At 56.6% G+C, this 14,785-nt stretch carries 13 protein-coding genes; 9 read left to right on the top strand and 4 right to left on the bottom strand.

Annotation, left to right across the window (positions count from 1 at the left end; translation table 11 throughout):
* Positions 1–26 precede the first annotated feature (26 nt).
* Genes C8N45_RS07915 through C8N45_RS07900 form a run of 4 tightly spaced genes read right to left on the bottom strand, consistent with a single transcriptional unit; the run spans position 27 to position 5,611 of the window.
* The gene (locus C8N45_RS07915; protein ID WP_108385664.1) at positions 27–1,316 is read right to left on the bottom strand and encodes a P-loop NTPase family protein; all 1,290 of its coding nucleotides are present in this window, start codon (positions 1,314–1,316) and stop codon (positions 27–29) included.
* A complete protein-coding gene (locus C8N45_RS07910) occupies positions 1,316–2,440 on the bottom strand; it encodes a PP2C family protein-serine/threonine phosphatase (RefSeq protein WP_108385779.1) in 1,125 nt (374 codons plus the stop codon). The genes C8N45_RS07915 and C8N45_RS07910 overlap by 1 nt, the downstream gene beginning before the upstream one ends.
* A complete protein-coding gene (locus C8N45_RS07905; RefSeq protein WP_108385663.1) occupies positions 2,424–3,203 on the bottom strand; it encodes an FHA domain-containing protein in 780 nt (259 codons plus the stop codon). Before C8N45_RS07905 ends, C8N45_RS07910 begins: the two co-directional genes overlap by 17 nt.
* Before the next feature lie 56 nt (positions 3,204–3,259).
* The gene (locus C8N45_RS07900; RefSeq protein ID WP_108385662.1) at positions 3,260–5,611 is read right to left on the bottom strand and encodes a serine/threonine protein kinase; all 2,352 of its coding nucleotides are present in this window, start codon (positions 5,609–5,611) and stop codon (positions 3,260–3,262) included.
* Between the two features lie 466 nt (positions 5,612–6,077).
* On the opposite strand from C8N45_RS07900, the gene C8N45_RS07895 reads away from it, so the two are divergent.
* From C8N45_RS07895 to C8N45_RS07860, 9 genes are all read left to right on the top strand, one after another.
* Positions 6,078–7,049 carry a type I glyceraldehyde-3-phosphate dehydrogenase gene (locus C8N45_RS07895; protein WP_108385661.1) on the top strand — a complete coding sequence of 324 codons (972 nt, stop codon included), beginning with the start codon at positions 6,078–6,080 and terminating at the stop codon, positions 7,047–7,049.
* A gap of 107 nt (positions 7,050–7,156) precedes the next feature.
* A complete protein-coding gene (locus C8N45_RS07890; RefSeq protein WP_108385660.1) occupies positions 7,157–8,083 on the top strand; it encodes an ABC transporter ATP-binding protein in 927 nt (308 codons plus the stop codon).
* Positions 8,080–8,841, top strand: coding sequence for an ABC transporter permease (locus C8N45_RS07885; protein ID WP_108385659.1), 762 nt, complete (start codon positions 8,080–8,082; stop codon positions 8,839–8,841). The genes C8N45_RS07890 and C8N45_RS07885 overlap by 4 nt, the downstream gene beginning before the upstream one ends.
* Before the next feature lie 35 nt (positions 8,842–8,876).
* Positions 8,877–9,668: a S49 family peptidase gene (locus tag C8N45_RS07880; protein WP_108385658.1), complete on the top strand. Its 792-nt coding sequence runs from the start codon at positions 8,877–8,879 to the stop codon at positions 9,666–9,668.
* On the top strand, positions 9,665–9,832 hold the full coding sequence (locus C8N45_RS23185) for a hypothetical protein (RefSeq protein WP_168769427.1): 168 nt from the start codon (positions 9,665–9,667) through the stop codon (positions 9,830–9,832). The genes C8N45_RS07880 and C8N45_RS23185 overlap by 4 nt, the downstream gene beginning before the upstream one ends.
* Positions 9,829–10,605, top strand: coding sequence for an SDR family oxidoreductase (locus tag C8N45_RS07875; protein WP_108385657.1), 777 nt, complete (start codon positions 9,829–9,831; stop codon positions 10,603–10,605). Before C8N45_RS23185 ends, C8N45_RS07875 begins: the two co-directional genes overlap by 4 nt.
* Before the next feature lie 285 nt (positions 10,606–10,890).
* Positions 10,891–12,747, top strand: a complete 1,857-nt coding sequence (gene uvrC / locus C8N45_RS07870) for an excinuclease ABC subunit UvrC (protein WP_108385656.1) — start codon at positions 10,891–10,893, stop codon at positions 12,745–12,747.
* A 93-nt stretch (positions 12,748–12,840) separates the two neighbouring features.
* Positions 12,841–13,758 (top strand): manganese-dependent inorganic pyrophosphatase, encoded by a 918-nt coding sequence (locus C8N45_RS07865; protein WP_108385655.1) that lies wholly within the window; start codon positions 12,841–12,843, stop codon positions 13,756–13,758.
* Between the two features lie 68 nt (positions 13,759–13,826).
* The gene (locus C8N45_RS07860) at positions 13,827–14,702 is read left to right on the top strand and encodes a TIGR01459 family HAD-type hydrolase (RefSeq protein WP_108385654.1); all 876 of its coding nucleotides are present in this window, start codon (positions 13,827–13,829) and stop codon (positions 14,700–14,702) included.
* The last annotated feature ends 83 nt before the right edge of the window (positions 14,703–14,785 follow it).

Here is a 14,785-nt window from a genome sequence, read left to right as displayed (position 1 = left end):
ACAGAAAACCGCAGGCAGGTTACCGCTTATGCCGCCAGATCAGACTGTATTTCGCGCTTTAGCTGCAAAAGCAGGCTGAGCGCCTCGATCGTGGCGCTTGCGCGTTTCTCCATTTGCATCAGTTGGATCAGGTCAGCCGCGTCCATGGCAGTGTTGCGCATGTCCTGCAACAATGGATCATTTTCGTCGCCATTCTCGTTCAGGTGATCGCTGACCCACTGCACCTGATCAACGGCCTTGCCGATGATCTGCATCGGCGCATCGTCCTGCATTGTGTCAGCCAGATCGATCAGCTCAAAGCTGTTCTTGACGATGTAATCAACTGCGCCTTCATAGGCAGTACGCGTTGCAGGCTGCAACCCAGCGACCAGTGGCGCGGCCTCTTCAGCGGGCGGGGTCGCTTCAGCTTCGGGCGTTTCTTGTGCGGGGGCCTTTTGCGGTGGCCCTGCGGGGGCCGGTGCTGCTGGCGCGTTTGGCGCGTTCAACGGTGCCAGTGCATCGGCATGTTGAAGCAACAGGACATCGGCCAAATCGACGGCGCTTTGCCTGCCCGCTTCTACTTGTTTGAGTACGGCCGAGATCAGCGCAGTGCCGCCACTGTTGCGCATCAACGCCTTGTCGACGGTGCCGTCTTCTTTCCGCGCCGCAATCGCTTGTGTCCCGGAAATCGGCAGAATCTGTTTGAATTCATCGGCCACTTCATCGCGCAAAGTCGAAAGTGTTTTTTCCATCATGCCGTTGGTCCTGAGGAAGTCAGCTTTCGTCACCATCAGGAAGGAATGGTCTTTCATGATGTCGGGTATCTGTGCCCAAATAGCGCGTTCTGCCGGATTAAACCCCTGCGTGCACCATAACCCCACATCGGCCCGCCCGGCAGCCCATTGGCTGGCACGATGAACCGCGTTCGCATCATCGGGTGCGACGACCTCGAGTAACGAAATCTTTTTGAGCGCGGGCAGCGGCAATTCAAGATCAACGAACACGGGTGACAAGGCCGCAATTGCGTCCGCCTCCACTGTCGGAATCGTCATCTTTGAACCGTCTGAAAGGGTGCATGTCGCCCTTTCTTCGCTGCCATAGACCAGTTGCAATGTCGGCAGGTTAACCCCTGTCGGCAGGACCGTCTGACCGACCAGAAAATTCAGAAGCGTTGATTTGCCAGAGTTTGGCCACCCCAGCAGTGCAAGCCGGACAGGTTTCCGCAGACGTTCAAGGAGTTTTTCCGCCTTGCCCTGAACGCCAACGGGCAGCAGGTTTGACCCTACTGCCTGTTCAAGCTGTTCCTCGACGCGTGCGCCCGTGGATTGATTCGCCATTACTTGCCTCCGAAAGCGAGTTTAGCCGGTGGCGTGGACGCTTCAACCTCCCTTGACTGACCGTTGCCCTTGTCAGCTGCGGCTCTGGATGCCGCACCATGCCCATCGTGCTTTGCACCGACGGACTGGACAGGTTTCACTTCCTTGACACGCGGGGGAAACGACAGACCACTTGACAGCGTTTCCCTGGGCTTGCTGCGCGCCATCGCCTTGGCCGCAACAATGCGGTCTTCGGACGACTTGTTCCCGTCCATTTCGACAACGCGGGTGATATTTGACTGGTGCGCATCGATATGTCCGGCAGGCTTTGCACGGATCGCACGGATCACTGGCTTGTTGTGGTTCAGCTTGATGACCGAGAACGAACAGTTGTCCTGATCCGGATCGCCAAGTTGCTCAATCGCTTCAAGCAGGTAACCGCAGATTTCAGCGGATTTGCGGCGCCGGTACTTGTGCAGGATCTTCTGGATGCGTGGATCTTCAAGATACTGAAGCCCGTCGCTTGAGACCACTACAATATCGCCAACCTGCAATTCATAAGACGTGCGCGGGCAGTCAGACTTGGCCACACGGTCGCCCAGAATAACGGACGTCAGGCAGTTCCGGTCAGGGTGGTTCTTGCCTGCTTCGGGGTCCAGTAATCCCTGCTTGACCATAAAGTCAATTTGGGGAGCCATGGAGTGATCTTCGTTCAACTGCTGCAACCGACCGGCACGGTAGTGATAAAGCGGGCTGTCACCAATCGACATCCAATACATGCGGTTTTCAACCAAGACGAGCGACACAAGTGTGGCCCCCATCCCGCGCGTTTCGGGGTGTTCCGTAACGTGTTCACGCACACAATTGTTCGCGTTCACCGCCGCAGCCGTCAGATATTGCGGAATCTCATGTTCAAAGTCCGCGAAATTCGCGCTTTGGAACTTCAGTTCGCTATAGACTTCCGTGACGACAATCTTGCTGGCCACGTCACCGGCGGCATGTCCTCCCATGCCGTCAGCAAGGACCACGACACCACTGTCCATACCGAAAGGAAAATCGGTGACAATCGCGTCTTCTTGGTAGTCTCTACCGCCCTGACAAATCGCCGAAGCGACGTCAAAACGAGGTTCAGGCGATCGCCACATCTTCGTCATCCTCCCCATCTGCGCTGTCCCCGCTCCAGTTGAATTCACTGCTACAGAGGGCAACAAAACGCAGAACTGTCTCACCAATGCGCACCACATCCCCCGTTTTCAGCACCTCATTGCTGATCAAGGGTTTGTCATTCAAGCGCACAATGTTTGATTTACCGCCATGGCCCAGCATGAATTCCTGGGTTTCAGGGTCGTAAACAATCGCTGCATGGTTCGTGCGCGAAATTGAGTTGTCGCCGAAATCAAGCTGCACTGCCTGATCGTCGCCGCGTCCGATCTGGGACATGCCTGTGAACAGCGAAAAGCTTTCGCCGCGTCCCGGGCCATCGGCAACCACGATCCAGCCCACAGGAAACTTTGCTCGCTGCGCGGGTGCCGACTTGGGCGCGTCATTGAAAATATCCACGACGTCACCGTCAGACTTGTCAAAACCGATCAGGCGGGTCTTGGTCCGGCGGGCACGGGCCGGAGACCGCGCGGCACTTGCCTGCAAGTCAGCCGCAGAGGGCAGGCTGGACGAACCACTATCTTCCATGTCCCAGATATTCACGGCAGGTGCTTCAGGTGCATCAGCCTGGTTCACCTTGGAGTTCACGTTGGTCAGCATGTCAGACACATCCGGCTCCAGCGCGCTGTCGTCTTCAACGATCGACCCGATTGTATCACGGTATGATTGTTCAAGCGTTTCAGTCCGGCTTGCACGGCTAGGTGCTGCGCTTTCCTTGCCGCCGAATAGTCTACGAAGAAAATTCATGTTCACTACCTTCCGATTTTAGTTACAGACACGGCCCTTCGGGCACACCGCTTCATTCATTCTCCGCGGCCTGCATAATTAAGAAATCCGAGCCACAGATTTCCATCGCGTCCAACCTTGAATGGAAATTGTGTCGTTCCGTTCTCTAACTCACGTTCAATCAATGTGCCGATGCTACCGGGTCCGTTTATCGCCTCACCGGTGGGAATGTACTCTTCTAACACATCACCCACGAAAAGTTCGTCCCCCATTTCGGCAGGCACATCGACCAGTGTGGTCCGCCATTTATCGCCAACAGCGACGGTCTCGAAACGTGCGCCATTCAGCAGTGTCGTCTCTTGCACGACGGGCACGGCCCACTGATGTTCTTCAACCTGACTTGTTGCAGGGTCCAACGTGCCAAATGACACTTCGATCTGACTTAGTTCGCCCGGCGTAACGGTCTCGCGCAGAACCTCCGAAATCTCGGAAATCGAGGCGACGGGCGTGCCGTTGACAGCAGTGATCTCCAGCCCGGGCTTGACCCAGACCGGCGAAATCGCAGCGATGAAGCCGATCGTGTTAGAGTCGGCCCCGTTTGCGCCAAAAGGCAGGCGAACTGACCAGCTTGTCTGTACGGCGGATGGCAAGAGTTCATTGCCCGGCGTTACCGCAGAGATACCTTCAATGCCTTCCCCGGTACCCAAATCAGCGATCGCTTCCGGTGTACCCGGCAGCGCGACATTTGGCGTGGCATTATCCGTGGCGGGCCGGATAACTGTCTGGTTCGGCAGGGCCACACTTTGGGTGTCGTCAGCAGTGATGTTTCGGGGCGTCACGACCGGCTCTGGCAGAGGATTCGGGGCAACAACCTCTGGAACGGCTGACAGTTCAATTGCCTGCGGACGCGTGGCGGGGCGTAAGTCTGGCGGATCAACAATTGCGGGGCCTTCAATGATGCCCGGGCGATCATCGGGTTGCGCAGAAGCGGTTGCATCGCCATCCTCGATTATCTCTGGGCCGATGACGGGCACCTGGGCGGGCACCTGCGTCTCAGCGGCCTCAGGCTCAATCGTCTCAGCCGCCTCCGGCGCAATGATTTCCGGCGCGATAACCTCTGCTTCAGGGGTGACAGTTTCCGGCTCGACAGCTTCCGTTTGGTCAGCAGACGGCGTCGCCAACTCAGGTGCCGGCGTTGTTTCCTGAGGCGCAACAATCGCGACCTCCGCCTCCGGTGTCACCGGGGCCACAACGGTTGCGGCAGGTGTTTCAACAGGTGCAGGCGCTTGTGGTGCCTCTGTCGGGGTCGCGAACGGGGTTTGAAGTGGTACATCACCACCGTTTGTCATGAAAAATGCGCCTACGCCGATAAGCAGTGCGATTGCCGCGGCAGAGCCCAGAAAAAGTGGCGCCTTTGACTTCTTGGCGACCTGTCCACGGCTGTCTGTTGCAGCGGCGGCCGCCGTATTGACGACATTCAGGGCGGTTACATTGCCTTCGACGCCATCCATCATGTTGACCCAGTCCTGCGCGGACTTGAGCCGGTCCTTTGGCAGAACAGCGAGCGCCTTGTCGATGGCGGCCAGAAAGTCGTTTTCATACTCATCGAAACGACCCAGCAAAGGCACGTAGGGGTCGGGATCACCTGACGCGATCGCGGCAAGACGGGCCTGACTGTTTGGCGGAACATTTCTTGCGATCAGGTGGTGGAAAGACGCTGCCAGTGCATAAAGGTCACTGCTCGGGCTCTGCTCTGAGCCGGCAATGTAGAATTCCTGTGGCGAGTACCCGTCTTTCACGACACGCAGCGCAGACAAAACGCGGCTTTGCTTGGTGGCTTCCTCGCGGGCGGCGCCAAAGTCAATCAAAACCGGGTGAAAGCTTTTGTTGATCAGGATGTTATCGGGCGAGATATCGCGGTGCAGGATACCTTGATCGTGGATAAACCCAACCGCGCCCAGAACCTCTTTCAGGATTGATTTGATCTGTACCGGCGTCAGGCCGTGGTTCGGGTCCTCGATCGTGTCCAGCAGATCACGGCCTTCAACATAGTCGAGCGCCATATAGGCTGTTTCGTTATCTTCAAAAACCTGGTGAACGCCGACGATATTGGGGTGGTCAAGCTTGGCAAGGCTGCGCGCCTCTTGCACGAAGAGACGAACGATAGACTTCAGTTCGTTCTGGTGGGCTCGCGAACGGGCCTGCACAACGTACCGGCTCCGGCGGCAAAACGCGCCGGGAAAACATTCCTTGATAACGATCTTTCGATCGAGACTGTCTTTGGCGAGGTATGTGATGCCAAAGCCGCCAGCGTTGAGAAAGTTTTCGATCGTGTACTGTCCGTGCATCAATTTTGTGCCCGGCTTCAGTTCATCGACGAAGCTGTCCTTCTCGTCACCGCTGTTATCTTGTATCTGCGCCTTGCCCATCTCACATCCAGCTTTCAAAACTCGAGATCTACGGATTCTCCCGCCCATCCTCTTTAATTAGTGTCATTCAAATTGGGCCAAAAAGTGACGCCAACTTGTTGTTTAGTGGTCCTTAATCCGAGCTTTTCCGCTCTATTATGGCTCGAACTCGAAACAGTTGCAGGCAGAAAACTGCCGTTCTTCGCATCTAGCATGGCTTATTATGGTGAAACCACGTCAATACTCAGACATTGCCCGCATGATTCACCCGTACCTGTAAGAAAGATGCTTTGGTGCAAGTTCTTTGGGCGAGTTAACTATTTGTTAACCTGAATCAGGCGCGAGACTGCCGCAGCCTTTTTCGCACCTGCACTGATTCTCCAACCGAAATGCATCCTTAAATGATTTAGCCCGGCAGAAAAAGCCTGCTTGCCGCCGTGTCTGACAAAATGCATCCATCGTCCTGAAGACAACCGAGGGTGTGCAGATGAAGAAAATGTTCATCAACGGCTTTGGCCGGATCGGACGAACAATATTGCGGGCGTGGGCCGGGGGCTATGCGTCAGAATTGGATATCGTAGGAATAAATGATATCGCCGCACCCGATCTTTGCGCGCATCTGTTTGCCTATGACAGTGTCTTTGGTCCCTATCCCGGCGTTGTCACGCTGGATGGCGATGTCTTGATCGTGGATGGCAAGCGCATACCGATGCATCGCACGGCTGATGCAAGCACCCTTGATCTGACCGGGGTTGATCTGATGCTGGAATGCACTGGCAAGGCCAAGACCCGACCCTCCGCAGGAGCGGGCATGCGGGCCGGGGCGCACCGCGTTCTCATCTCTGGCCCCTGTGACGTGGCCGACCTGACCGTTGTGCTGGAAGCGAACGATCACCTGCTTGGGGATCAGGCGGTGGTGTCCAACGCATCCTGTACGACCAATGCGCTGGCTCCGGTGGTGAAGTTGCTGGATGATGCCTGGGGACTGGAAACCGGCTGGATGACGACAATCCATTGCTATACCGGCAGTCAGCCTACAATTGATGCACCACGCGACGACATGTTGCGCAGCCGGGCGGCGGGCCTGTCGATGGTGCCGACAACAACATCTGCACAAGCCCTGCTGAATCAGGTGCTGCCCGACATCGCCGGCCGGATCGAGGCTGCTGCGGTGCGCGTACCCACAGCGAGCGTGTCAGCCATCGACCTGACGGTGACTTTACGCGAAAGGGCGACGCTAAGGGATGTCCATGACCTGATCCGTGCGCAATCGGGCACGATTGGCTGGACCGACAAACCACTGGTCTCGTCCGATTTGCGGGCGCGGCCCGAAAGCCTGATTGTGTCACTGCCCGAAACGCGGGTGACGGCGGGTGGGCTGGTCCGCATTTTTGGCTGGTATGACAATGAATGGGGGTTCAGCTGCCGGATGCTTGATGTCGCACGGATGATGATCTGATTTTCGCAAAACGATCCTGCGGTCTTTCGCGGCAATTTCCAGTTAAATCCTTTTCCTTCCGGCGGCGCGGCACTAGGTTCCCGACAACTTAATGAAAGCCCCCTGCCATGCCACCAGTCGTGTCAATCAAGAACCTGAGTAAATCCTACGCTGGCGGGTTCGAAGCCCTCAAGGACGTCAACCTTGATATCGAAGAAGGCGAGATAATCGCCCTTCTTGGTCCGAATGGTGCAGGCAAGACCACGCTGATCTCGACCATTTGCGGCATCACGGTGCCGAGCTCTGGTACAATCACGGTTGGTGGCCATGATACGCAGACGGCGTTTCGGGCGGCACGCAGCCTGATTGGGCTGGTGCCTCAGGAAATCAATCTTGAGCCGTTCGAGACGGTTTTCAGTTCGGTCAGCTTTTCGCGGGGACTGTTCGGCAAACGCCGCGACGATGCGCGGATCGAAGAGGTTTTGCGCCAGCTGTCGCTACTGGACAAGAAAGATAACAAGATCATGACCCTGTCGGGGGGCATGAAGCGGCGGGTTCTTATTGCCAAGGCGCTTGCCCACGAACCACATGTACTTTTCCTTGATGAACCAACCGCAGGCGTCGACGTCGAGTTGCGCAAGGATATGTGGGAAGTCGTTGCGGGGCTGAAAGCCTCTGGCGTGACGATTATACTGACGACCCATTATATCGAAGAGGCAGAAGCCATCGCCGACCGGATTGGCGTCATCAACAAAGGTGAAATCCTGCTGGTGCAGAACAAGGCTGATCTGATGACCCAAATGGGACAGAAAAAGCTGCGGATCGAACTGGCGGACCGGCTCGATGCGATCCCCGCACCTCTTGCCGGATACGACCTTGAGCGCGCGGACGATGGGTTGCATCTGACCTACAGCTACGACACCTCGGGCGAACGCACCGGCATCACCACCCTGCTGACCGATCTGCAAAAGGCGGGTCTGCAAATGAAAGACATCCAGACAGAGCAAAGCAGTCTTGAGGACATCTTTGTCGGGCTGGTGAAGGAAACAACATGAACCTGAATGCTGTTCTGACGATCTATCTCTCTGAGATGCGGCGCTTTTTCCGCACGATTACCCAGTCGTTCGTGTCGCCGGTCTTGTCTACATCACTCTACTTTGTGGTGTTCGGGGCCGCCATCGGGTCGCGGATCGATCAGGTGGAAGGGGTCAGCTATGGCGCCTTTATCGTGCCGGGGCTAATCATGCTTTCGGTGATGACACAGGCCACGTCCAACGCCAGTTTTGGCATCTACTTTCCGAAATTTATCGGGACGATCTATGAATTGCTGTCGGCACCGATAAATTTTCTGGAAATCGTTGCAGGCTATGTGGGGGCTGCGGCCACCAAGGCATTGTTTATTGGCGTGATCATTCTGGTGACGGCCTATTTCTTTGTCGATTTAGAAATCCAGCATCCCTTTGCGATGATGGGCTTTCTGATACTGACCTGCATCAGCTTTTCCCTGCTTGGTTTCATCATTGGAATTTGGGCGGGCAACTTCGAGCAGTTGCAATTGATCCCCCTGCTGGTGATTACGCCGCTCGTCTTTCTGGGTGGGTCGTTCTATTCCATCACGATGCTGCCGCCCGCATGGCAAACGGTGACACTGTTCAACCCGGTCGTTTACCTTATCAGCGGCTTCCGCTGGTCGTTCTTTGGGACCGCAGATGTAGGGATCGGGGTTTCACTGTTGGCCATCGCGCTGTTCACGGCGGCCTGTCTGGGCTTTATCGGGTGGATATTCAAAACAGGCTGGCGCATTCGGCAATGACTTGTGCATCAATGGCCAAGGACTAGATAGGCATTATGAAATATATCCCATTCACCAAGTCATCCCCATTCGTGGCGGTCATCCGGCTACAAGGGGCGATCACCAACGGCGGGCGCGGGCTGGACAACCCCAACCTTGCCCCCGTTATCGAAAAGGCGTTCAGCAAGGGGAAACCCGCCGCTGTGGCACTTGAAATCAACTGCCCTGGCGGATCGCCCGTGCAATCGTCGCTGATTGCGGCCCGCATCCGCAGGCTGGCTGACGAAAAGAAGATCCCTGTTTTCGCCTTTGTCGAAGATGTGGCCGCATCGGGTGGGTACTGGCTGGCCTGCGCCGCGGACGAAATTTTTGTCGATGACTGTTCAATCACAGGGTCAATCGGGGTCATCAGCGCCGGATTCGGCGTGCCCGAGGGAATTGCCAAGCTGGGGATTGAACGGCGCGTGCATACGGCGGGCAAATCCAAATCCATGATGGACCCGTTCAAACCCGAAAAGCCCGCCGATGTGAAACGGCTGAAGGGCTGGCTAGAAGATATCCACGCGTCATTCATCGACTATGTGAAAGCGCGCCGTGGCACGAAACTGATCGACGATGAAAACCTGTTTTCCGGTGAAGTCTACATCGGTCAGAAGGGCATCGATGCAGGGCTTGCCGATGGTATTGGCCATCTGGGACCGATCATGAAAGAGCGGTTCGGCGACAAGGTGACATTCCGGCGGTATGGGCAGAAACGTTCCATCCTATCGCGCTTTGGGGCCCAGATTGTAGGCGACGCGATCGGCAGCATTGAAGAGCGTGCAGCCTACGCCCGGTTTGGCCTATGATTACCAAGATCATCCTGATCTTTCTGGCTTTCATGGCCGTGCTCAGCATATTCGGTAAGTTTCGCTTTCCGGGGCAGGACAGGCTGGCCGCAGCCAAATGCCCCAAATGCAACAGATACCGCATCGGCAAAGGCCCCTGCGTGTGCGAAAAGCGCCGAAAGTGAAGGCGCTTGTGACAGGTGCGGGCGCACGGCTTGGTCAGGCAATGGCGCTTTACCTCGGGGTGCGCGGCTATGACGTGGCCGTGCATTTCGCCGGGTCAAAGGCTGGTGCGGACGAAACCGTTGCCCGATTGCAGGCCATGGGGCGGCAGGCAACAGCCCTGCAAGCTGATCTGTTGAACGAAGAGGCGACAGAGGGTCTGGTGACACGGGCGGTTGACGCACTTGGCGGGCCGCTGACCTGCTTGATCAACAATGCGTCAATCTTTGAACACGACAACATCACCACGGGCACCCGCGAAAGCTGGGACAGACACATAGAATCCAACCTGCGTGCGCCCTTTGTGCTTACCCAGAGGTTCGCCGCCCAAGCGCCCGACCCGATGATTGGTGATTTCGGAGAACCTGTTGCGCAGGCGCTGGTCATTAATATGCTTGACCAGCGGGTACACAAGCTGACCCCCGAATTCATGAGCTACACAATTGCAAAGATGGGGCTTTGGGCGATGACCCGCACGACGGCGCAGGCGCTGGCACCCAAGATCAGGGTGAATGGCATCGGGCCGGGGCCGACATTGCAGGGACATGAACAATCTGACGTGCAGTTCGCAAAGCAGCGCGCCGCGACGATCCTGAAGCGTGGCGCAAACCCCGCCGATATCACGGCGGCCTTGGGATATTTTCTGGATGCGCCCGCTGTCACAGGACAAATGCTGGCCATCGACGGGGGCCAGCATCTGGCCTGGGAGACGCCAGATGTGGTTGGGGTTGAATGAATCAGGCCAAAGTTACGCACCGGGGCATGTCAAGTGTCACAAAAGCGTTGCAATTGACCTATTTTTCAAGGTGTTAACTGGATCGCAATAAAAAAACACTGCAATAACAGTGGCTTGAAAATACGCCTAAAGATTAAGCAGATCATCGAAGTGAGCCAAAAACAAAGGAAAATTCCATCTGCCAAAGATTAATCCACTGAGTTATCCACAGATTGCGTGGATGCCTTTTCTCTTGTCCCCGCGGCGCTACCATTGCAGCCAAAATAGAATCACGAAACATCCCCGATGACCCTACAGCCCAAGTCCGGTTACGACATCATCCATGATTATCTGCGCACGCTGGATAATTCTCCGGGCGTCTACCGGATGCTGGATGCGGATAGTCGGGTTTTGTATGTCGGCAAGGCCCGCAACCTCAAGGCGCGCGTCAGCAGCTACAGCCGCCCCGGACAGCACAGTCCGCGTATCACCCGGATGATCCGCGAAACCGCGTCGATGATGTTTCTGACAACGCGCACGGAAACAGAGGCGCTACTGCTGGAGCAGAACCTGATCAAGCAGTTGAAGCCGCGCTACAATGTGCTGCTGCGCGACGACAAATCCTTTCCCAATATCCTTGTGGCCAAAGATCATGCCTTTCCCCAGATCAAGAAACATCGCGGCGCCAAGAAGCAAAAGGGCAACTACTATGGGCCGTTCGCCGGTGCCGGTGCGGTCAACCGCACACTCAATCAGCTTCAGCGGGTGTTCTTGTTGCGCAATTGCTCTGACAGCGACTTTGAAACGCGCACGCGCCCCTGTCTGCAATATCAGATCAAGCGCTGTTCTGGTCCCTGTTGCGGGCTGATCTCGGCACAGGATTATGCCGCCACAGTGCGTGACGCGGAACAGTTCCTGCAAGGTCGCACCAAGGGCATTCAGGAAACACTGGCCGCGCAAATGCAGGCGGCGAGCGCGGAAATGGAGTTCGAACGCGCTGCCGCCCTGCGCGACAGGATCAAGGCGCTGACGCAAGTCCAATCGGCCCAAGGGATCAACCCGCAAAACACCGCCGAGGCGGATATCATCGCGCTTCATACCGATGGCGGGCAGGCCTGTGTGCAGGTGTTCTTTATCCGGGCCAACCAAAACTGGGGCAACCACGATTACTATCCGCGCATCAGCGGGGATGAGGACCTGTCAGAGGTGATGGAAGCTTTTGTCGGCCAGTTCTACAGCACGCGCGAACCGCCAAAGATGCTGATCCTGTCGCATGGGCTGGACAATGACGACCTGATGGCCGACGCAATGGCCGAAAAGGCAGGCCGCAAGGTCGAGATTGTAATCCCCCAACGCGGCGAAAAAGCGGAATTGGTACAAAACGCCCTGCGCAACGCCCGCGAAAGCCTTGCCCGCAAGATGTCAGAGACCGCGACGCAGGCCCGACTGCTGAAAGGCGTGGCAGAGGCGTTTGATCTGGAAAAGGTGCCGCAACGGATCGAGGTTTACGACAACTCCCACATTCAGGGTGCCCATGCGGTGGGGGCGATGGTCGTGGCTGGCCCGGACGGATTCGACAAGAATCAGTATCGCAAGTTCAACATCAAGGGCGATGATCTGACGCCCGGCGATGATTTCGGCATGATGAAAGAGGTCCTGACCCGCCGCTTCCAACGGCTGCTGAAGGAAGACCCCGAACGCAATCAAGGCACTTGGCCTGACCTGTTGCTGATTGACGGTGGTGCGGGGCAGGTCAGTGCAGTGCGCGAGATTATGGATGATCTTGGGGTCAGCGACATCCCCATGGTCGGCGTCGCCAAAGGCGAAGACCGCGATGCAGGCAAGGAAGAATTCTATCGTACCGGCAAGCCCGTCATGGCGCTACGCCATAATGACCCTGTGCTTTACTTCATTCAGCGGATGCGTGACGAGGTCCACCGCTTTGCCATTGGTACCCACAGGGCCAAACGCAGCAAGGCCATTGGTGCGACCCCACTGGATGATGTGCCCGGCGTAGGGGCTGCCCGCAAGCGCGCGCTGCTGGCGCATTTCGGCTCGGCCAAGGCCGTCGCGCGGGCCAATCTTGCGGACCTCAAGGCCGTGGACGGTGTGTCAGCCAATATGGCGCAGAAGATCTATGACTATTTTCACGAAAATGGCTGATGACTCTCCCAATGTAATCGCAGGTCATGCCGTGACATCGCGCAAACCCCTGCTATAACCCGCCCAAACCATAGCAGATGAAGGCGCTTCATTATGACGACACTCGTTTTTGGCCACAAAGCCCCCGACACAGACAGCACCGGATCGCCCCTGATTTGGGAATGGTACCTGAACCATACAGGCATTGACGCCAAGGCGGCTCTGCTGGGCACGCCCAATACCGAGGCGCTGTTTGTTCTGAAAAAATGGGACTTCAAGCAGCCGGACATCATCAAGGACGTCAAAGCCGATCAGCAATGTGTCATCGTTGATACAAACAACCCCGCTGAACTGCCCGACGGGATCAATGATGCCAAGGTGATCGCCATCATCGACCACCACAAGCTGACCGGCGGTCTGGTCACCAACGATCCGATTAATATTACGATCCGCCCCTTGGCCTGCACCGCGACGATCATGCACCAGATGATGGGCGCCAAAGCCGCCGACATGCCTGACGGGATCAAGGGCCTGATGCTATCGTGCATCCTGTCCGATACGCTGGCCTTCCGGTCGCCAACCACGACGCCAACCGACAAGGAACTGGCTGAAAAGCTGGCGATTGACCTGAAAGTCGATATTTCCGCCTATGCCGATGAAATGTTTGCCGCCAAGTCCGACATTTCAGCCTTTTCCGATGCCGAACTGCTGCGGATGGACAGCAAAGAGTATGAAGTCGGCGGTAAGAAATTCCGCGTCTCGGTGCTGGAAACCACCGCGCCAAAGATCGTGCTGGACCGCAAAGACAGCCTGATGAAGGAAATGCCGAAGGTTGCCGAAGCCGACAAGGTGGACGAGGTGCTGTTGTTCGTAGTCGATATCCTGAACGAAGAAGCAACCATGCTGGTCCCCAACGACCTGACCAAGACCGTGGCCGAGAAATCCTTTGACGCCAAGGTCACAGGCGACACGGTTGTACTGCCCGGCATCATGAGCCGCAAAAAGCAGATCATCCCGAACCTCAAGGTCTGATCTGTCCGCCCCGGAAACGATCCGGGGCGCGCACACACATCACCGCAATTCATCTGCAAGGGCGCACCATGACCCAGATTATCGAGACTTTCGCAGACATCTCGGGCCAGTATGACGCGGCCTTTGTCGATCTGTGGGGGTGCATGCATAACGGCGTCCATGCTTTGCCGGATGCGGTAGCGGCCATGCAGAAATATCGTGCCGGCGGCGGGCTTGTTGTGCTGGTCACGAATTCACCCCGTCCGTGGGACAGCGTTGCCCACCAGATCGAAGGGTTCGGCGTGCCGCAGGATGCATGGGATGCGATTGCCACCTCGGGCGATAGCGCGCGGGCGGCAATGTATCGGGGTATCGTCGGCGAAAAGATCTGGTTCATGGGGGAAAGCCCGCGTGACGATGATTTTTTCAAGCCGTTAAAGATCATCGACGACCCGGTGAATATCCAAAAGGTTCCGCTGGAACAGGCCGAAGGGATCGTCTGCTGCGGCCCGTTCGACCCGCTGGCTGATGTTGATGTGAACCGGCCCGAGTTTCTGTATGCCAAGCAAAAGGGGCTCAAATTACTTTGTGCAAACCCTGATATCGTCGTGGACCGTGGCAAGGTGCGGGAATGGTGTGCAGGTGCCTTGGCCGCGCTTTATACGGAAATGGGCGGCGAGAGCCTTTATTTCGGAAAACCGCATCCGCCGATCTATGATCTGGCCCGGCGCAGGTTGGCGGCCCTGCCGAACGCTCCTGCCGACCCGCGCATTATCGGGATAGGCGATGGCATCGGGACCGATATCCTCGGCGCTGTGCAGGAAGATATCGACGCATTGTTTATATCGGGTGGTCTGGCGGCATCTGAGACAAAAACCTTTACACGGCCCGATCCGGCGGCACTGGAGGCCTATCTTCAGTCCCATCAAATGAGCGCAACTTTCACGATAGGCCATCTGCGCTAACGGAATCACTTGATCTTTCCGCGCTCGCAAAGTAATAAAATTTCAATATCGATGTGATATTGGGATTTTTGTTACTTAATGGA

The organism is Yoonia sediminilitoris (assembly GCF_003058085.1).
GTDB classification, from domain to species: domain Bacteria; phylum Pseudomonadota; class Alphaproteobacteria; order Rhodobacterales; family Rhodobacteraceae; genus Yoonia; species Yoonia sediminilitoris.
Note: the sequence above shows the minus strand (reverse complement) of the source record. Positions and strands in the feature narration are given on the sequence as shown.